This window comes from Nocardia sp. PLKS1-43 (assembly GCF_059510335.1).
This window is the reverse complement of the sequence record NZ_JCAJZQ010000001.1, coordinates 635,928-655,529: the sequence shown is the minus strand read 5'-3', so window position 1 is coordinate 655,529 and position 19,602 is coordinate 635,928. Positions and strand designations below refer to the sequence as shown.

At 68.5% G+C, this 19,602-nt stretch carries 16 protein-coding genes; 7 read left to right on the top strand and 9 right to left on the bottom strand.

Annotated features, from left to right (window positions below):
• Positions 1-5: 5 nt before the first annotated feature.
• Together AC5WS7_RS03050 and AC5WS7_RS03045 are read right to left on the bottom strand one after the other, a co-directional pair.
• Positions 6-1,901 carry a CocE/NonD family hydrolase gene (locus tag AC5WS7_RS03050; RefSeq protein ID WP_495953727.1) on the bottom strand — a complete coding sequence of 632 codons (1,896 nt, stop codon included), beginning with the start codon at positions 1,899-1,901 and terminating at the stop codon, positions 6-8.
• Positions 1,902-1,977: 76 nt separating this feature from the next.
• Positions 1,978-3,216 carry a winged helix-turn-helix domain-containing protein gene (locus AC5WS7_RS03045; RefSeq protein ID WP_495952777.1) on the bottom strand — a complete coding sequence of 413 codons (1,239 nt, stop codon included), beginning with the start codon at positions 3,214-3,216 and terminating at the stop codon, positions 1,978-1,980.
• Between the two features lie 179 nt (positions 3,217-3,395).
• Between AC5WS7_RS03045 and AC5WS7_RS03040 the strand changes: the two genes are divergently transcribed.
• Positions 3,396-5,066 carry an FAD-binding dehydrogenase gene (locus AC5WS7_RS03040; RefSeq protein WP_495952776.1) on the top strand — a complete coding sequence of 557 codons (1,671 nt, stop codon included), beginning with the start codon at positions 3,396-3,398 and terminating at the stop codon, positions 5,064-5,066.
• A gap of 26 nt (positions 5,067-5,092) precedes the next feature.
• On the opposite strand, the gene AC5WS7_RS03035 is transcribed toward AC5WS7_RS03040, so the two are convergent.
• Positions 5,093-5,776: an HAD family hydrolase gene (locus AC5WS7_RS03035; RefSeq protein WP_495952775.1), complete on the bottom strand. Its 684-nt coding sequence runs from the start codon at positions 5,774-5,776 to the stop codon at positions 5,093-5,095.
• A gap of 76 nt (positions 5,777-5,852) precedes the next feature.
• Between AC5WS7_RS03035 and AC5WS7_RS03030 the strand changes: the two genes are divergently transcribed.
• Positions 5,853-6,653, top strand: a complete 801-nt coding sequence (locus AC5WS7_RS03030) for an ABC transporter ATP-binding protein (protein ID WP_495952774.1) — start codon at positions 5,853-5,855, stop codon at positions 6,651-6,653.
• Here AC5WS7_RS03030 and AC5WS7_RS03025 read toward each other — a convergent pair.
• On the bottom strand, positions 6,650-8,125 hold the full coding sequence (locus tag AC5WS7_RS03025; RefSeq protein ID WP_495952773.1) for an amino acid permease: 1,476 nt from the start codon (positions 8,123-8,125) through the stop codon (positions 6,650-6,652). The two genes, AC5WS7_RS03030 and AC5WS7_RS03025, sit on opposite strands and share 4 nt — an antisense overlap.
• A 214-nt stretch (positions 8,126-8,339) precedes the next feature.
• Here AC5WS7_RS03025 and ggt point away from each other — a divergent pair, with 214 nt between their 5' ends.
• Complete coding sequence (gene ggt, locus AC5WS7_RS03020) at positions 8,340-10,277, top strand: gamma-glutamyltransferase (protein ID WP_495952772.1); 1,938 nt, start codon at positions 8,340-8,342, stop codon at positions 10,275-10,277.
• Positions 10,278-10,647: 370 nt separating this feature from the next.
• On the opposite strand, the gene AC5WS7_RS03015 is transcribed toward ggt, so the two are convergent.
• The 4 genes from AC5WS7_RS03015 to AC5WS7_RS03000 all read right to left on the bottom strand — a co-directional run bounded on the left by AC5WS7_RS03015 (position 10,648) and on the right by AC5WS7_RS03000 (position 13,705).
• A complete protein-coding gene (locus AC5WS7_RS03015; protein ID WP_495952771.1) occupies positions 10,648-11,154 on the bottom strand; it encodes a PH domain-containing protein in 507 nt (168 codons plus the stop codon).
• A gap of 4 nt (positions 11,155-11,158) precedes the next feature.
• Positions 11,159-11,713 (bottom strand): 6,7-dimethyl-8-ribityllumazine synthase, encoded by a 555-nt coding sequence (ribH, locus tag AC5WS7_RS03010; protein ID WP_495952770.1) that lies wholly within the window; start codon positions 11,711-11,713, stop codon positions 11,159-11,161.
• A 45-nt stretch (positions 11,714-11,758) separates the two neighbouring features.
• Positions 11,759-13,009 (bottom strand): bifunctional 3,4-dihydroxy-2-butanone-4-phosphate synthase/GTP cyclohydrolase II, encoded by a 1,251-nt coding sequence (locus AC5WS7_RS03005; RefSeq protein ID WP_495952769.1) that lies wholly within the window; start codon positions 13,007-13,009, stop codon positions 11,759-11,761.
• 75 nt (positions 13,010-13,084) lie between these two features.
• Positions 13,085-13,705, bottom strand: a complete 621-nt coding sequence (locus AC5WS7_RS03000; RefSeq protein WP_495952768.1) for a riboflavin synthase — start codon at positions 13,703-13,705, stop codon at positions 13,085-13,087.
• Between the two features lie 551 nt (positions 13,706-14,256).
• Between AC5WS7_RS03000 and AC5WS7_RS02995 the strand changes: the two genes are divergently transcribed.
• Positions 14,257-14,691: a hypothetical protein gene (locus AC5WS7_RS02995; RefSeq protein ID WP_495952767.1), complete on the top strand. Its 435-nt coding sequence runs from the start codon at positions 14,257-14,259 to the stop codon at positions 14,689-14,691.
• A gap of 13 nt (positions 14,692-14,704) precedes the next feature.
• Here AC5WS7_RS02995 and rpe read toward each other — a convergent pair whose 3' ends face one another.
• Positions 14,705-15,358 carry a ribulose-phosphate 3-epimerase gene (rpe, locus tag AC5WS7_RS02990; protein WP_495953726.1) on the bottom strand — a complete coding sequence of 218 codons (654 nt, stop codon included), beginning with the start codon at positions 15,356-15,358 and terminating at the stop codon, positions 14,705-14,707.
• 234 nt (positions 15,359-15,592) lie between these two features.
• Between rpe and AC5WS7_RS02985 the strand changes: the two genes are divergently transcribed.
• The 3 genes from AC5WS7_RS02985 (at position 15,593) to AC5WS7_RS02975 (ending at position 19,568) form a co-directional block, all read left to right on the top strand.
• Positions 15,593-16,015: an ATP-binding protein gene (locus tag AC5WS7_RS02985; protein ID WP_495952766.1), complete on the top strand. Its 423-nt coding sequence runs from the start codon at positions 15,593-15,595 to the stop codon at positions 16,013-16,015.
• Positions 16,015-16,938 carry a SigB/SigF/SigG family RNA polymerase sigma factor gene (locus AC5WS7_RS02980; protein WP_495952765.1) on the top strand — a complete coding sequence of 308 codons (924 nt, stop codon included), beginning with the start codon at positions 16,015-16,017 and terminating at the stop codon, positions 16,936-16,938. The genes AC5WS7_RS02985 and AC5WS7_RS02980 overlap by 1 nt, the downstream gene beginning before the upstream one ends.
• A 557-nt stretch (positions 16,939-17,495) precedes the next feature.
• A complete protein-coding gene (locus tag AC5WS7_RS02975; protein WP_495952764.1) occupies positions 17,496-19,568 on the top strand; it encodes an NAD(+) synthase in 2,073 nt (690 codons plus the stop codon).
• The last annotated feature ends 34 nt before the right edge of the window (positions 19,569-19,602 follow it).

The following is a 19,602-nucleotide window of genomic DNA, read 5'->3' as shown; positions in this document are numbered from 1 at the left end:
CGACGCTATTTCGTCGCGTCCATGGGGAAACTGCTCGAGGCGGCACCGCCCGGCGGAATGACCGGCAGCACCACCGAGGACGGATGGGCGGCGTCGTGCAGGATGGTCTGGGTCGCGATCTGCGTATCGGCACTAGCGCCGAACTGTTGGCCGGTATTGGGATTCGGGGCGAATTGCGGGTAGTCGCTGCTGGAAATCTCCAGCCGGATACGAGATCCGGCCTTCACCAGATAGCTGGTCGGCCAGATCTCGATCCGATACTGATACGGCTGTCCGGGAACGGCCGGAGTGGGAGCCTCCAGTGAATCGCGGAACGGGGTGCGGATGATCCCGTCGTTCAGGTTGACCGTGGATCCGTCCGGCGCGACGGCGACGAGTTTCGCGGTGAAGTCGGTGTCCGGGGCGGTGGACGACGCCCAGAGTCGCACCTCGGTCGGCCCGGTCAGCTCGGTGTCGGCGGACAGTGCGGCGGTGGTGTAGGTCAGCACGTCGGAGCGCTGTTCGACGACGTACTGATCGTAGGGCCCCTGCGGCCCCGAGGACGCTCCGCAACAGGAATGCCCTCCGGCGCTGGGCACCGGATCGAGCGGGTCGTAGTAGTAGACGTCCGGCTGCTGCGGATCCTGCGGCGGCGCGGTCCGCAACGCGCCGAGCCGCCCGGACACTCCGCTCGCGCCGCTTCCGGACAGGTAGTACGTGGTCCAGCGGGTGTTCGGCAGCGGCCACGCGGACGCGGTCTTCCACTTGTTCGCACCCATCAGGAAGTAGTCCACCGTGGGCCGGCCGGCGACCTTGCTGTCCTGCCCCTTCAGGAAGTGGTCGAACCAGGCCAGCATCAGGTCGTTGACCGGGCTGTTGCCCGCGGGCCCGGCGGCGGCGAGCATGGGCGCGGGTACGCCGCTGCCCGGACGTCCCCACCCGAGGTGATCCCACGGCCCGATGACCAGCCGCTGATTACTCCGGGCCTGCGGGGTGCCGCCGGAACGCACCATCCCGCTGAAGTTCTCGGCGCCGCCCGCCAGGAACGCGTCGTACCAGCCCTCGAAATCGAGTACCGGAACCCGCACGTCCGGATAGTGATCGCGAATGCTCCACTGTTTCCAGTAGTCGTCGCGCGCGGAATGCCGGATCCAGTCGAAGAACCACGGCGCGACGGCCGGATCCTGCGGGTGCATCGGCGGGAACTGTTGATACGGGCGGTATCCCAGCCACCGGGTGTACTGCGCCTCATCGGCGGCAAGCTGTTTCGCGGTCGCGGTATCGCCACGGTTGAGCGCGGCGGTCGTCGCGATCGTCCCCATCGCCCACGGCTCGACGAAGGCCAGCCGGAATTCCCCGCCCTCGTAGGTCCAGCCGTCGTAGTAGTCCGAAGCGGTGTTCGACGGCACGATGGTGACCAGGTGCGGCGGTGCGGTGACCGCCGAAAGCCATTGTGTGGCACCCACATACGACGACCCGTACATACCGACCCTACCGTTGGAGCCGGGCAGCCGCGCGGCCCATTCGACCGAGTCGTATCCGTCGTTCCGGTCGTTGCCGAACTCGGTGAAGACGCCACCCGAGGCGCCCTGCCCCCGGATGTCCTGCACGACAACGAGATAGCAGTGCGAGGCGAACCAGTCCGGAGTCTGGAAACGATACGGCTTCACCTGCGCCTCGGACTTGCCGTACTGCGTGCGCATCAGGATCACCGGCACCGGATCGGCGGTCTTCGGCCGGTACACATCGGCTTTCAGCACGACCCCGTCGCGCATCGTCGCCGGGACGTTCTCCTGCTTGCCGACCGCACATTTCCCACGCCCCTGCGACGGCGGCCAGGCGCCGGATGCGGGCGCACCGCCCGAGGGCCCGCTCGCCGACCCGCCGCAGCCGCCCAGGATCAGTACCGCGGCGGCCAGCATCGCGCCGCCACGCAGAATTCCGTTGCGCCGCCCCCGATTCCACGACATGAACCGAAAATAGCATCGGCGACGGGGATCATGAGCGGGTTCGGCCCACCGATGACGCCGCGGCCGCCAGCAGACCCGCCAGATCCCCGCGCTCCCCTACCTCGACCGTATCCAGTTCCAGCCAGTCGGCGAACTCCCGCAGCGAGCGCGCCAATTCGGCGGCGACGTTGGGGGTGTCGCGATCCGGCTCGGCGAACGCGCCGGGCACCAGCAGCCGGCCGGTCGCCCGCTCGGCACGCAGATCGACCCGTGCCACCAGCTCACCGTCCAGCAGGAAGGCGAACACGTAATAACCGTGCACGCGTTTGTGTTCGGGGGTGTAGATCTCGATCCGGTAGTGGAAGTCGAAGATCCGTTCGGTGCGCGGGCGGAAGAAGATCAGCGGATCGAACGGGCACAGCAGCGCGGCCCCGGTGATACGCCTGGGCACCCGCGCATCGGCGCGCAGATACGCCGGACGATCCCAGCCGTCCACCCGAACCTGTTCCAGCTCACCGGAATCCACCAGATCGGCGATGGCCGGTTCGGTTTGGCTGCGATGCAGGCGGTAGTAGTCGCGCAGGTCCGGTTCGGTGCCCACGCCCAGGGCGGTGGCCGATCGGCGGACGAGTTCGCGCACCGCGTCGGGCTCATCGATCTCGCGAGCGAGCACCTGCGGCGGCAGAACTCGCTCGGTGAGGTCGTAGTGGCGCTGGAATCCGACCCGCCCGGCCACCGACAACTCCCCGACGGCGAACAACTGTTCGCACACCACCTTGGTGTCGCTGTAGTTCCAGCCCCAGTGGTCCTTGCTGCGCGGACGGTCCAGTTCGAGATGCTTCTCCACCTCCCCGGCCGTGCACGCGCCGAAGTCGCGCACGACCTCGAGCACGTCCTTGGGCAGCGTGGGATTGCGTTCGAGCACCTGCCGCGCACCACCCCACCGGCCGTTTCGATACCGGGCCATCCGCCAGCGCAGCAGCGGCCAGTCCTCGACCGGCATCATCGCGGCCTCGTGCGCCCAGTACTCCACCAGCCGGCGGGGACGTCGCGCGGTGTGACTCCAGGCGGCCTCGTCCAGCAGCGACCGGTCGTAGCGGCCGATCCGGCTGAACACCGGCGCGTAGTGCGCCCGCACCACCGCGGACACCGAATCCAGTTGCAGCACCTGCGTTTTCTCCAGCACGCGCAGTATCGTGCGGCGATCGGTCGAGGCGGGGCGCGGCGCGGCGAAGCCCTGGGCGGCCAGGGCGGTCCGGCGGGCCGCGGCGGCGGTCATGGTACGCACCCCCGCACCTTGCCACGCGGCACCGACATATTTCACCGCGACCGGTCGCCCCCGCTCGGATCGGCACGAGACGAACCGGCTACCCGCCGCCACCCGTCTGCTAGGTTGGTGTCAGTTCGATACATTCATGTATCCGATGCGCGGCCACCCGTCCGCGCACCCGACCCGGAGGAGTTCCCGTGGCATCGTCACCGCAGCCGGACGCCATCGTCATCGGGGCCGGTCTGGCCGGACTCGTGGCCACCTACGAACTCACCCGCGCCGGCCGCCGGGTGCTCGTGCTGGACCAGGAGAATCGCAACAACCTCGGCGGTCAGGCGTTCTGGTCGCTGGGCGGACTGTTCTTCGTGGACAGTCCCGAGCAACGCCGCCTCGGCATCAAGGACTCGTTCGAACTGGCCTGGCAGGACTGGCAGGGCTCGGCCGGATTCGACCGCGAGGACGAGGATCTGTGGGGCCGGCGCTGGGCTCGCGCGTACGTCGAGTTCGCCGCCACCGAGAAACGGCAGTACCTGCACGATCTGGGCCTGCGGGTGACCCCGCTGGTGGGCTGGGCCGAGCGCGGCGGTTCCACCGCGGACGGGCACGGCAATTCGGTCCCGCGTTTCCATCTCACCTGGGGCACCGGACCGGAGGTGGTGCGGGTGTTCCTGGAGCCGGTCCTGGCGGCCGAACGGCGCGGGCTGGTCGAATTCGCCTTCCGGCACCGGGTGGACGAACTGATCATCGAGTACGGCGCGGTGGTCGGCGCGCGCGGCGGGATCCTGGAGCCCACCGACCTCGACCGCGGCAAGGCCTCCTCGCGGAACGTGGTGGGAGAGTTCGAATTCCGCGCACCGGCGGTGCTGGTCTCCTCCGGCGGCATCGGCCACAATCACGAGCTGATCCGCCGCAACTGGCCCGCCGAACGGCTCGGCCCGTGTCCGGAGACGATGATTCCCGGCGTCCCCGCACATGTCGACGGACGGATGCTGGGCATCACCGAACAAGCCGGCGGGCGGATCGTGAACCGCGACCGGATGTGGCACTACACCGAGGGCCTGCACAACTGGGACCCGATCTGGCCCGGCCACGCCATCCGGATCATCCCCGGACCGTCCTCGATGTGGTTCGACGCCAACGGAAAACGCCTGCCCGCGCCGTCGTTCCCCGGCTTCGACACCAACGCCTCGATGCGCGACATCCTCGCCACCGGGTACGACTACTCGTGGTTCGTGCTGAACCAATCGATCGTGGAGAAGGAATTCATGCTCTCGGGTTCGGAGCAGAATCCCGACATCACCGGCAAGGACCGCGGCCTGCTGATCAAGAGCCGCCTCGCCAAGGGCGCTACCCCGCCGGTCGAGGCGTTCCTGCGGCACGGCGTGGACTTCGTCGTCGCCGACACCCTGCCCGAGCTGGTCGCCGGGATGAACAAGCTCGCCCGCGGCCCGCAGCTGGACCTCGCCGATCTCGAACGCCAGATCGTCGCGCGGGACCGGGAGGTGGCGAACAAGTACACCAAGGACGCCCAGATCATGGCCATCGCCAACGCGCGCCGCGCACTCGGGGACAAGATCGCCAGGGTCGCACCCCCGCACCGCATCCTGGACCCCGCGCACGGCCCGCTGATCGGCGTCCGGCTCAACATCCTGACCCGCAAGACTCTCGGCGGCATCCAGACCGACCTGGACTCCCAGGTGATCGGTTCGGACGGAACACCTTTCGCGGGGCTGTACGCCGCGGGCGAGGTCGCCGGATTCGGCGGCGGCGGCGTGCACGGCTACAACGCGCTGGAAGGCACCTTCCTGGGCGGCTGCATCTTCTCCGGACGTTCGGCCGGACGCGCGATGGCCCGTCTGCCGCGCTGAGCCCGGCGCGGGCGGTCACGCGAAGGTCAGAGCACGCCGCGCCGGGCCAGTGCGTCCAGCAGGCCGGTCCGGCGATCGGCGGTGGGAAGCGGGTTCACCCATTCGAAGGCGCAGCCGAGTTCGGTTGCGGCGCCGTCGTTCTCGCAGCTGTCGCCCACCATCAGCGCTTCCTCGGGCGCGACGCCGAGCAGTTCGAGCGTCCGTTCGAAGATCGGCCGATCCGGTTTGATCGCACCGAGTTCGAACGACAGCGCGTACACCTCGACGTACCGGTCCCAGTCGTGCGCGCGGAAGGCCGGCCGGATGTCGAATGGGATGTTGCTGACCACCGCGACGTGAATTCCGTTGCCCGACAGCGCCTCCAGCACCTTGCCGGTGTCCGGGTACGGTGTCCAGATCAGCGGGTCGACCATGCGGGCGTACAGCCGCTGCGCCGGGTCGCCCAGCACGCCGCTCTGCCGCAGCACCTCCCGGTACACCTCGCGGTGCCGGGCCGGATCCAGATCCCGCCGCTCCCAAGCCTGTTGGTGGTGCGCGTCGAACCGCACGGCCTGATGGACCGGTGTGGTCAACCGGTCCAGTATCTCGGCCGATTCGGCCACGTCCAGGGGCCGGCCGTCGGCCGCCACCAGGTCCGGAGCCCAGCTGTCGTCGGCTTCGAGCCGGAACAACGTCCCCGAGAAATCGAACAGCACCGCGCGAATGGTCACGCCGCACAGCGTACCGAAGTCATCCCATGACCCAGATCACCTATCAGCTTGTCTGAGGACTTGTTACCGTGAACGGATGGCCGAGTCCCCCATCCTGCAGGTCGGCGCCGTCGACTTCGTGCGCAACGGCAACGCGATCCTGTCCGACATCTCGCTCACCGTGCGCGCGGGTGAGCACTGGGCGCTGCTGGGGCCCAACGGCGCGGGCAAGACCACCCTGCTGAAGATGGCCGGGGCCTTCGAACATCCCACCCGCGGCACGGTCGAGGTGCTGGGCAAGCGCCTGGGCCGGGTGGACATGCGCGAGCTGCGCACCTCGATCGGGCATGTCGATCCGCGACACACCCTGCCCTATCCGCTGCGGGTGTGGGAGGTCGTGCTGACGGGCCTGACCAACACCGCCGATCTGCAACAGCGCTGGACGCCGAGCGCCGAGCAGATCGCCGAGGCGGACCGGCTCATCGAACTGCTCGGCGTCGCGCATCGCCGCGACGCGCGCTGGCCCACGCTGTCCCAGGGCGAGCGCGGTCGCGCGCTGATCGCGCGCGCCCTCATGGCCGACCCGAGCCTGCTGCTGCTGGACGAACCCGCCACCGGCCTCGACGTGGCCGGGCGCGAACAGCTCATCGATCGGATCGACCGCCTGCGGACCGCCCATCCGGAACTGGCCTCGATCCTGGTCACCCACCATCTCGAGGAGCTGCCGCCCGGCATCACGCACGCGATGCTGCTGCGCGGCGGCCGCCGGGTCGCCGCGGGCCCCGTCGATGACGTTCTGACCAGCGAGAACATCAGCCGCTGCTTCGACCATCCGATCCGGCTGACCCGCACCGACGGCCGCTGGCAGGTCCGCACCGACCACACCGTCCCGGCCTAGGAGGGCTCCTCGCCGTCGACCGGAATGTTGGCGACGACCGGGAATTCCCCGGTGTACCCCTCGCGTTGATGCGCGATGGCCAGCACCCGCTTGCGCGCGGCGAACCAGCCGATCACCAGCGCCGGGACGATGATCACCAAACTGGCCACGGTCCAGGTGCCGACCGGATAGTCGAAGGCCGTCAGCACCAGCACGGCCGCCAGGAACAGCAGCGTCAGAATCCCGGAGTAGGGTGCGCCGAACATCCGGAACGCCGGGCGTTCCACTCGTCCGGCCCGCGACCAGCGCCACAGCTGCAACTGGCACAGCACGATCGTCGCCCACGAGGCGAGAATGCCCAGGGACGCCACGTTCAGCACGATTTCGAACGCCTGCGAGGGAACCAGGTAGTTGAGCCAGATACCCAGCAACGCCACCACCGCGGTGAGCATGATGCCGCCGTACGGCACGCCGCGGCGGTTCATCCGGCTGGTGAAGGTCGGCGCGCTGCCGTTCATGGACATCGAGCGCAGGATGCGGCCGGTGGAGTACAGCCCGGCGTTCAGGCTGGAGAACGCGGCGGTCAGCACCACGAAGTTCATCACCGAACCGGCATGCGGCACACCGAGTTTGGAGAAGAAGGTGACGAACGGGCTCTCGTCCTTGGTGTAGGCGGTGTAGGGCAGCAGCAGTGCCAGCAGCACCAGCGAGCCGATGTAGAACAGCGCGATCCGCAGCAGCACCGAGTTGATCGCGCGCGGCATGATCTTCACCGGATCCGCCGTCTCGCCCGCGGCGGTACCGACCAGTTCCACTGCGGCATAGGCGAATACGACACCCGAAGTGACGGTGACGAGCGGCAGCAGACCGGTCGGGAACAGACCCCCGGTGTGACCGATCACCCCGAGACCGGTGCTGTGCCCCTGGATCGTGAAACGGCCGCCCAGGAACACCACGCCGACGCCGAGGAACGCCACCAGCGCGACGACCTTGACCAGCGCCGCCCAGAACTCGAGTTCACCGAACCACTTCACCGAGATCAGATTGATGCTCAACACGATCACCAGCGCGATCAGCGCGAGGACCCACTGGGCGACCGGCTGGAACACACCCCAGTAGTGCAGGTACGTCGCGATCGCGGTGGTGTCCACGATGCCGGTCATCGACCAGTTCAGGAAGTACATCCAGCCCGCGACGAACGCCGCCTTCTCACCGAAGAACTCCCGTGCGTAGGAGACGAACGATCCGGACGAGGGCCGGTGCAGCACCAGCTCCCCGAGGGCTCGCAGAATGAAGAAGACGAAGATGCCGCACACGCCGTAGACCAGGAACAGGCCCGGCCCGGCGCTGGCGAGGCGGCCACCGGCACCCAGGAACAACCCGGTGCCGATCGCCCCGCCGATGGCGATCATCTGCAATTGACGCGGTTTGAGGCTCTTGTGATAGCCGCTGTCCTCCGCGCCGAGGAAATCCTTGCTCCGTACCTCGGTCATATGACTGTTCGGTCCTTCGCGGTCGTTGGTCGAAGGCAGAGGTTACCCGGTCGATAGCCAGGTCACGCATATCGACCTCCGCCGGGCGCAGCTACCGCTCGATGACAGTGGTGTCGGCGCTGAATCACGTCCGTCCAAAAGTAGCCGAACGCCAACGCAATCGGCTTCCCGGCTCTGGCAGCACCGCGACGCCGATTCTCGATACAGTCCGATCATGACGCGCACCCGGTACCTCACCAGCGCAACCGCGGCCACCCTGCTGCTCCTGGCAGGTCTGCTGACAGGTTGCTCGGATCAGTCCAGCAGCGCGAGCGGCCCCTGCGCAGATACGCAGAACGGCACCCACGTCGTCGCGGCCGCCCCGACCGCGGCCGGCGATATCGCCAACAATCCGGAGGTCGGCACCGGATACCGCACCGATATGACACCGGTGCGCACCCATACCTTCGCCGTCTCGGCCGCCAACCCCATCGCCACCCAGGCGGCGTGCCGCGTGCTCGCCGCCGGCGGGACCGCCGCCGACGCTCTGGTGGCGGTGCAGACGGTGCTGGGTCTGGTGGAACCGCAGGCCACCGGCATCGGCGGCGGGGCGTTCCTGCTCTACTACGATGCCGCGACCAAGTCCATCGACGCCTACGACGGCCGCGAGACCGCGCCCGCCGCCGCGACGGAGAACTACCTGCGCTGGGTGAGCGATGCCGACCGGACCACGCCCCAGCCGAACGCCCGCGCCAGCGGCCGGTCCATCGGCGTGCCCGGTGTACTGCGCCTGCTCGAGCGAGCGCACGCCGACCACGGCAAGCAGCCGTGGCGCGAGCTGTTCACTCCGGCCATCGATCTGGCCGATCGGGGATTCGCGATCAGTCCGCGGATGGCCGCCGAAATCGCCGCCTCCGCTTCGGATCTCGCCCGCGACGACAATGCCAAGGCGTATTTCCTGCGGCCCGACGGCTCGCCGAAACCGGCCGGCACCACGATCACCAACCCCGCGATGGCCAAGACACTGGGCGCGATCGCCGCCTCCGGCGCGAACGCCTTCTACACCGGCGCGATCGCCCAGGACATCGTGGCGGCCACCGCGACCACCTCGGCCGGACGCACTCCCGGACAGCTCACCCTGGCGGATCTGAGCGACTACCAGGCGAAGAAACGCACCGCGATCTGCACGAACTACCGCACGCACGAGCTGTGCGGTATGCCCGGTCCATCCTCCGGCGGCATCACCGTGGCCTCCGCCCTGGGCATCCTGCAGAACTTCGACCTGGCCTCCCTCGCGCCACAGCACCTCGATCGCAACGGCGGAATTCCCACCGCCCGCGCGGTGCACCTGATCTCCGAGGCCGAACGTCTCGCGTACGCCGACCGCGACAAATACGTCGCCGATCCCGATTTCGTCCCGCTCCCGGGCAACTCGCCCGCCACGTTGCTGAACGAGAACTACCTGAAACAGCGTGCGGCACTGATCGATCCGGCACACAGCATGGGCACCGCACAGCCCGGCGACTTCGGCCCGGTGCCGGTGGCGGCCGGGCCGCAGCAGCCCGAACACGGCACGAGCCACATCTCGGTGGTGGACCGGTACGGCAATGCCGCCACGATGACCACCACCGTCGAATCGGCGTTCGGCTCGTTCCACATCGTCGACGGGTTCGTGCTGAACAATCAGCTCACCGATTTCAGCGCGACGCCCACCGCCGCGGACGGCACGCCGGTCGCCAACCGCGTCCAACCCGGTAAGCGCCCGCGCAGTTCGATGAGCCCCACGCTGGTGTTCGACCGCAATCCCGACGGGTCCCGCGGACAGCTCAGCTATGTCGCGGGTTCGCCGGGAGGCGGCATGATTCCCCAGTTCGTCGTGAAAACCCTTGTCGGACTGCTCGATTGGGGGCTGGACCCGCAGCAGGCGGTGTCGCTGGCCGATTTCGGGGCGTCCAACACCCCGGTCACCGGTATCGGCGGAGAGGACCCGGATATCGACGCCACCGGCAACGGGGACCACAACCCGCTGGTGCAGCAGTTGCGCGCGATGGGCCACCAGGTCTCCGTGGTGCAGCAATCCAGTGGGCTCAGCGCCCTGAAGCGCACGCCCGACGGCTGGATCGGCGGGGCCGACCCGCGCCGCGAGGGCGCGGTCGAGGGAGATGCCAACTGAGCGGCTGCCCGCACACGGCCAGCGCGCCTGGCGCATACACGAGCCCGGACGCCCGCGGCAACACATCCGAGATCGTGATGCCGCATCGCTCCGCCTTCGGCGTGGGACGAGGGTCCGACGGATAATGTGCGGCATCGCGGCGGTGGTGCCGCGGCGATGCCGCGCGGTGCATGCGACGCCGCCGACCAGTCCGCCCCGGCGCTGTTGACAGCCTCGCGCCCCCAATATGGTTGTGCGGCATTACAACCCGGTCGCGGCATCGTCCGCCGGCGTGTGGCCGACCGTGCGAGCCGTGACACATCGGCTTCACCTGGCGAATCGTACGAGTCCGAACCCGGCGCTACGGCGTCCCGGGCAGCTACCGTCGAACTCAGCTCTCTTGGGCCGCGGTATATTTCGCGCCCAGCTCGCGGAAGCGGTCCAGAGCGCGCGCGGCGTAGTCCTTGTCGTTGACCCGGATCGCCAGCATGGGCACGTACTCGTCGCCCACCAATTCCAGTCGAGCCCAAGCCTTCTTGTCCGGAATCGACACCCCGAGGATGTCCTTCCAGGCGAATTCGTTGTCTCCCAGAATGTTACGCACGACCACACCTCGCGCGCCGACCCGCACCCGCGGCCGGGTCAGCAGGAGTACCGCCGCGGCCAGCAGCAGTCCGAACACGATCACCGCCGCCTGGTCCGCACCGCGGAAGTTCACCCCGGTGTGGCTGTGGTTGGACAGCACCCCGGCGAGGACGAACACGATGGCGATCACCGCGGCCACGATCCGGGAGGTCCGCACCGCGCGCCGCGGTCGCACCTCCAGATCCCAACCCGCATCGGCGTTTTCGGCCGATGCCTGCGGAGTGCGTTTCCAGATTCGGACCACCGGCGTCATGACTTCAGCGTTCCTGGAGCGTGCCCGCGGGCCGTACGTGGTTACGCTCCGCTGCCGCCTCCGGGCCCGAGGCGGGCACGCCGGCTGCCTGCCGCAGCGCCCGCAACGTCAGCGCCGCATCCAGGGCCGCCGCGGCGGCCTGCTCACCCTTGTTCTCGGCCGACTCGGGCAGCCCGGCCCGGTCCAGGGCCTGCGCCTCGGTGTTCACGGTGAGCACGCCGTTGGTGACCGGGGTGCTCTCGTCCAGCGAGACGCGGGTCAGCCCGGCGGTCACCGCATCGCAGACGTACTCGAAATGCGGTGTCTCGCCGCGGATCACGACGCCCAGCGCGATCACCGCGTCGTGCGTGCGGGCCAGCGCCTGCGCGACCACCGGCAGTTCCATCGCCCCGGCGCAGCGCACCACGGTCACCTGGTCCACACCCGCCGCCCGGGCCACCCGCTCGGCGTTGGCGAGCAGCGTGTCGCAGATCGTGCTGTGCCACCGCGACGCGACGATGCCCACCGTCAGATCCTTGGCATCGTCGAGGTCGAAGGCCGGTACACCGGTACCGCTCATTCCAAGCAATCCTTCCTGTAGCCGCACAACACGGGCACGGCGGTTCTACTGCGCGGTCTCGCCCAGGTCCAGGTCGTCGAGCCCGACCAGATCGTGGCCCATGCGGTCGCGCTTGGTGCGCAGGTACCGCAGATTCTCGGCGTTGGCGCGCACCGGCATCGGCACCCGCTCGGTGATGCTCAGCCCGTACCCGTCCAAGCCGACGCGCTTGGCCGGATTGTTGGTCAGCAGGCGCATCGAGGTGATGCCGAGATCGACCAGGATCTGCGCGCCGGTGCCGTAGTCCCGGGCGTCGGCGGGCAGGCCCAGCTCGATATTCGCGTCGACGGTGTCGTGGCCGTTGTCCTGCAGCTGGTAGGCCTGCAATTTGTGCATCAGCCCGATGCCGCGGCCCTCGTGCCCGCGCATGTAGAGCACCACGCCGCGGCCCTCGGCGGAGACCATCTCCATGGCCGCGTGCAGCTGCGGGCCGCAGTCGCAGCGCAGCGATCCGAACACGTCGCCGGTGAGGCATTCCGAATGCACTCGCACCAGCACGTCCTCGCCGCCGTCCACCGCGACGTCACCGAGCACCAGCGCCACGTGCTCGACGTCGTCGTAGATGCTCTTGTAGCCCACGGCCTTGAAACTGCCGTAGCGAGTGGGGATCCGCGCCTCGGCGATCCGCTCCACCTGCTTCTCGTGCTTGCGCCGCCAGGCGATCATGTCGGCGATGGAGATCAACGCCAGCTCGTGTTCGTCGGCGAAGACCCGCAACTCCTCGGTGCGGGCCATATCGCCCTCGTTCTTCTGGCTGACGATCTCGCAGATGACACCCGCCGGGGCCAGCCCGGCCAGGCGGGCCAGATCCACCGCGGCCTCGGTGTGCCCGGGGCGGCGCAGCACCCCACCTTCCTTGGCGCGCAACGGAACCACGTGCCCGGGACGGTTGAACTGGTCTGCCGTGGCCGACGGATCGGCGAGCAGGCGCATGGTCCGCGCGCGGTCCGCGCCGGAGATACCCGTGGTGACGCCCTCGCGCGCGTCCACCGAGACGGTGTAGGCGGTGCCGTGCTTGTCCTGGTTGATCGAGTACATCGGCGGCAGGCCGAGACGGTCGCAGTCGGTTCCGGTCAGCGGCACACAGATGTAACCGGAGGTGTAGCGGATCATGAAGGCCACCAGTTCGGGGGTGGCCTTCTCCGCGGCGAAGATGAGGTCGCCCTCGTTCTCCCGGCCCTCGTCGTCGACGACGACGACCGCTTTACCGGCGGCGATATCGGCGACTGCGCGCTCGATGGTGTCGAACCTGGTCACGTCTGCTGTGCTCCGTCTCGATATGGATGCCAATTACAGTACGGCGTCGCCCGGCTGGGTTGTTCGCCACCCGAACTATCCGCGCTGCATGAGGCGCTCCACATACTTCGCGATGATGTCCACCTCGAGGTTGACCGTCGCCCCTACCGGGGCGGACCCCAGCGTGGTGAGCTCGCGGGTGGTCGGGATGAGCGAGACCTCGAGCCAGTCGAGGTGACCAGGTTCACCTTCGGCGTCCACACCGAGACCCGACACCGTCAGCGAGATGCCGTCGATGGTGATCGAGCCCTTCTCCACGATGTAGCGGGCCAGCGCATCGGGCACCGCGACGCGCACGACCTCCCAGTTCTCCTGCGGGCTGCGCGAGACGATGGTGCCGGTGCCGTCGACGTGGCCCTGCACGATGTGCCCGCCGAGGCGGCTGTCGACCGCGGCGGCGCGCTCGAGATTCACCTTCGCGCCGAGGTCGAGTTTGCCGATGCTCGACCGGTTGAGCGTCTCGCCCATCACGTCGGTGGTGAAGCTGTCGCCGTCGACGAGGTCGACCACGGTCAGGCATACGCCGTTCACGGCGATCGAGTCGCCGTGCCGGGCGTCGGAGGTGACCAGCTTGCCGCGAATGGTCAGCCGCGCCGCATCGGCCAGCGACTCGACCGCCACGATTTCGCCGAGTTCCTCGACGATGCCTGTGAACATGCCCGCTCTCCTTCTCACCCGGTACTCGCCTTCGGCAACAGCCCGGACCGCGGGCGATATTCCCTGCCGGACCGGGTGGTCCCAGCCTAACCAGGCCGGTCCGGCCGCGATACCGGGCCGTCCCGCTCGGCGGGCTCGGGAGCGCCAACCGGGCGAATCGGGCAAAACCCGACGCCACGACCGCATCTTCCCGTGTTCACCGAATCGATCTGCGGAATTCTCGGGAAAACTGGAAAACAATTCACGGATTACGCGTTGAATTGAACCGGCAGTAATCGATTTCGGCGATTTCCACGATCAACGGATCGATATTCCGGTCCTACACACCACTCGGACGGCTCAATTACCCAGTTCGTAACGCGCTCACACCTCGCGCTTGCGTTTCGGACCGATCGGAAGCAGCATTGTTATGCAGTTGGTTCCCATGGTTCATTCCCGCGTTTCGACGGAGGAAGGTTGAGGCCCGCACGGGCCGGATCAAGGTTGAACGACTACACAGACGGGGGTGCGGCGTGACAATGCTTCTCGATACGACACTCGAAAATCGGTGCGTGCGATATCGCCGTGAATCTCATCTGCCGGCATCGGTCGATCCGGCGTCGCACCACATCCTGCTCGAGGTCGGCGCGCGCTACGGCGCCATCACCATGCCCGAGGACCTCGGCGAACGCGTTCGGCAGCAACTGAATCGGGCGGGCGTGACCGGACCGATCGTCCACCACCCGCGCGCGCACCGATGGACGTTCATCACCGGTCCGGGCAGCCCGAGCACCGCGGTCGCGGCCGAGTTGTTCCGGCTCTACACGACCGTGGCCTGCGCGGGCAGCCCGGTGGTGCTGCCCTCGGCCGACGACGAGCGCACCGGCTACCGGGTCTGGGTCGAGCCGCCGGGCGAGGCGGATGCGGTACCGCCGCTGGACACCGTGATCGAGGCCGCCCGCGCCGCATCCGGCGGGTCGGCCCGGCCGCACGCCCGGCAGCGGTGACCGAGCCGGCCGGCTAGCGCGCCGCCTGGATCGCCTTGCGGCGCAAGGCTTCCACCGTCGCCGCGCGATCGGTCGTGCCGTAGACCGCGGATCCGGCGACGAAACAATCCACGCCCGCCTCGGCGGACTGCTCGATGGTGTCCATATTGATGCCGCCGTCGATCTCGACGATCAGGCGCAGCTCGCCGGCGTCCACCAGCCGACGCACGGCGCGCGCCTTGTCCAGCACGTGCGCGATGAACGACTGCCCGCCGAAACCCGGCTCGACGCTCATCACCAGCAGCGTGTCGAAATTGCGCAGGATCTCCAGGTACGGCTCGATCGGGGTGTTCGGCTTCACCGCGAGCCCGGCCTTTCCGCCCGCCGCGCGGATATCGCGCGCCACCGCGACCGGATCATCGGTCGCCTCGGCGTGGAAGGTGACGTTGTACGCACCGGCCTCCGCGTAGGGCGGCGCCCACCGGCCCGGATCGGTGATCATCAGATGGCAGTCCAGCGGCAGGTCGGTCGCCTTCAGCAGGCTCTGCACCACGGGCAGGCCGAGAGTCAGATTCGGCACGAAATGGTTGTCCATCACATCGACGTGCACCCAGTCCGCGCCCGCGACCTCAGCGGTGTCCCGGGCGAGATTGGCGAAATCGGCGGACAGGATCGAGGGCGCGATCATCGGGGCCGGGCGGCGGAAATCCGTGGCGGTGCGGGCGGCGGTTTCGGTGCTGGAAGTATCGGAGGCGGGCACAGCGCGAAGTGTAGCGGCCCGTCCTCGCGCGCCGGGGCCGAGCCGTCGCGCCCCCTGCCGTTCCGGGCGCGCGTGGCCGCAACGCCTTCGACCTCGCGGACGAGTGCCGCAATTCGGGCACGGATTCGATTGCGGCCGGGTTGTGTGGGTAGCCTTCACCTTGTGATCAATATTTCGGCGGAACAGGGACTGCGCGGCACCCCGGTGGAGATCGGCGTGGCCGCGGCCGTGTCGCAACTCCCGATTGTTCGCGGGCTCGCCGAAACCCTGGTTCTCCTCAGCGATTTCACTCTGGACGAGGTGGCCGATGTCCGGCTCGCGGTCGACGAGGTGTGCTCGACGCTGATCGGTCTCGCGGCTCCAGGCACCACGCTGCAATGCCGATTCTCGGTCGGCGATACCGATCTGCTGGTGCGGGTGCGCGGTGTCGCCGCCGCGCAGGGCCTGCCCGATGAGCGCAGCTTCGGCTGGCACGTGTTGCGCACCCTCACCGATGAGGTGCAGGCCACCCAGGATCCCTTCGACCAGACCGCTTCCGGCTACCCGACGATCGTGGAATTCCGGCGGGTCCGGGGGAAGGCATAGTGGCGGACGAGGACACCGTGTACGGATCCGGCGACGCCGTGGACTCTCGCGACCGGCGAGCTCCCGAGGATCCGGCCGTCACCGACGGCCGTGGAGCCCAGGAACCCGAGGAGACCACGTCCGAGGAGGAGGTGGCCGCCGACGAGGTCGAGGAGGTCACCCAGTCCGTCTCCGGATACGACGATGTCGCAATCCTTTTCGAGCGTCTGGCCGCTGCCGAGGAGGGCAGCGACCGGCGTGCGGAGCTGCGCAGCCAGCTGATCAGCCGGTGCATCCCGCTGGCCGATCACATCGCGCGCAAATTCAGCGGTCGCGGTGAGCCTTTCGACGATCTCACCCAGGTCGCCCGGGTCGGCCTGGTGCACGCGGTGGACCGGTTCGACATCTCGCGCGGCTCGAACTTCCTGTCCTTCGCGGTGCCCACGATCATGGGCGAGGTGCGGCGCTATTTCCGCGACAACACCTGGGCGATGCGAGTTCCCCGCCGGGTGAAGGAAACTCACCTGCGCATCGGCGCGGCGATCGACGCGCTGTCGCAGTCGCTGGGCCGCTCCCCCACCGCCAAGGAGATCGCCGCCGAACTCGACATCGATCCGGACGAGGTGACCCAGGCGGTCATCGCCGGCAACGCCTACCAGCCCAGTTCGATCGACGCGGTGTCGGTGGGCCGCGACACCGAGGCCTCGCTGCTGGACACCCTCGGCGAGGAGGAATCGCAATTCGACCGGGTCGAGGAGTATGTGGCGATCCGCCCGCTGCTGGCCGGCCTCCCCGAACGCGAGCGTCGCATCCTGACCATGCGTTTCTTCGAATCGATGACGCAGACGCAGATCGCCCAGCGGATGGGCATCTCGCAGATGCACGTCTCCCGGATTCTCGCGAAAACCCTCGCGCGCCTGCGGGAACAAACCTCGCGCGAATAACGCTTCGCCGTCGCGCGTGCTCGCCGACGAACCTCGCGCACCGAGGTCTCGGACATCGCTGCCTGCGGGTATCCGGTCACTGTTGCGCTCATCGTGGCATGCGCGGCCGTAGGCGCCGGCGTGGTGGCGAACTGGCTGGTGAAGTGCCGGCGAAGCAGCGCGGGTGAGCCGAAACCCGTTCGCGGGGACACGGTTTGGACCGGCAGGTGGGTGCATTCCAGCAGATGCCGCGCCTACAGCAGGTGTTGATGGCGGACCCATTGCTGCGGACCGGCCCCGGTCAGCTGGGTGACGCGGCGGGGCGCCGGCCGTCGTCGCCGTGGTTTCGTTCGGCGGCGGGCAGCCGGCCGATGCGGCGGTGCTGACGGCGATCGACGCGGGAGTGTCTGGCGCAAACGCCGGTCCTGGCAACGGCTTCGGGCCGTAGGCGCCGGCCCGACACCGGTGCGGGGCCGGATGTAGCAGCTACAGCCCGCGGTAGCGGTCGCGAGGCGGTGCGGATGCCGTAGATTCCAAGGAGATCATGATCACCGCACCGCGGGTAAGGGGTTGGTGAAATGGAGTTGCCGTTCGATTCGCTGTATCGGCACGGGTTCGCGCGGGTGGCCGTGGCGGTGCCGCGAGTGCGGGTCGCCGATCCGGCCTACAACGCCGAGCAGACCCTGGCGCTGGCGCGGCGCGCCGCCGCGGACGGCGTCGTGTTGACGGTATTTCCCGAATTGGGGCTGTCCACCTACACCGCCGACGATCTGTTCCATTCCGACGCACTCGATCACGCCGTCGAACAGGCGCTGCGGCGAATCGTCGAGGAGAGCACCGGAATCGAGACGATGCTCCTGGTGGGTGCGCCGGTGCGGGCGCAGGGGCGGCTGTTCAACTGCGGGATCGTGATCGATCGCGGCCGGATTCTCGGGGTGGCGCCCAAGAGTTACCTGCCCAATTATCGCGAGTTCTACGAGAAGCGGCAGTTCGCCGCGGCGCGCGAGGCGCTCGACGAGCACATCACCGTGGCGGGACAGCGCGTTCCGTTCGGGGCGGATCTGTTGTTCGCCGCGACGAACGTCCCGGGTCTGGTCTTCCACCTGGAGATCTGCGAGGACGGCTGGGTTCCCTTGCCGCCCAGCGGTTTCGCCGCCCTGGCCGGAGCCACCGTACTGGTGAATCTGTCGGCGAGCAATATCGTCGTCGGCAAGGCCGACTATCGCAGGCAGCTGTGCGCCTCGCACTCCGCTCGGTATATCGCGGCCTATCTGTATTCGGCCGCCGGATTCGGCGAGTCCACCACCGACCTGGCCTGGGACGGTCAGGCGCTGGTGTGCGAGAACGGCGAATTGCTCGCCGAGGGTGAGCGTTTCACCGAAACCCCGCAGCTGGTCACCGCCGATCTGGATCTGCGCCGGCTGGCCGCGGACCGGCTGCGCATGACCAGTTTCGCCGACAACGTGCACGATCACCGCGAACGGCTCGCGGATATGCGGCGTATCGAGGTCGATCTGCCGGTGCCGGGCCACGCGCTCACGTTGCGCCGGAACATACCGCGATTTCCTTACGTTCCGGCCGATTCCGCGGTCCGCGACGAACGCTGCGCGGAGGTGCATCACATCCAGGTGGCCGGCCTGAGCACCCGGCTGGCCGCGACCGGATCACAGCGCGTGGTGATCGGGGTTTCCGGCGGGCTGGATTCGACGCTGGCGCTGATCGTCGCGGTGAAGACGATGGATCGGCTGGGCCTGCCGCGCTCGAATGTGCTGGCGTACACCATGCCCGGCTTCGCCACCGGTTCGCGCACCCGCACCGACGCGCACCGGCTGATGCGGGCGCTGGGCGTCTCGGCACACGAGATCGACATCCGGCCCTCGGCCACCCAGATGCTGCGGGATCTGGAACACCCTGCGGCCCAAGGGGTTCCGCAGTACGACGTCACCTACGAGAACGTCCAGGCCGGAGAACGCACCTCGCACCTGTTCCGCCTCGCCAATCAGAACGGCGCGATCGTCGTCGGCACCGGCGATCTCAGTGAACTGGCGCTGGGCTGGTGCACCTTCGGCGTCGGAGATCACATGGCGCACTACAGCGTGAACGCCTCGGTGCCCAAAACCCTGATCAAATACCTGATCGCCTGGGCGGTACGGACCGGCGAACTCGGCCCGGACGCGGACGAGGTGTTGCGCTCGATCCTGCGGACCGAGATCTCCCCGGAACTGGTTCCCGTTGCGGCACAAGATGATCCGGCAGCACAGGACCAGCCCGGCCAGAGTTCGGAGGCGGTGGTCGGGCCGTACGAACTGCAGGACTTCCACCTGTACTACCTGCTGCGATTCGGCTATCTGCCCAGCCGCATCGCCTATCTGGCCCGGCACGCCTGGTCCGACCGCACCCGCGGTGCGTGGCCGGATCTGATCCCCGAGGCGGACCGGCACGAATACGATCTGGCCGCGATCAAACACTGGCTCGCGGAATTCCTGCGGCGCTTCGTGCAGACCAGCCAGTTCAAACGCTCGACGCTGCCCAACGCGCCGAAGGTCGGGTCGGGCGGATCACTGTCCCCGCGCGGTGACTGGCGCGCGCCCAGCGACGCCGCCGCGACCGCATGGCTGGACGAGCTGGCCCGCAACGTCCCCGACCACTGAGCCCGCGCGCACCCGCGACGACGCCCGCTCGCGC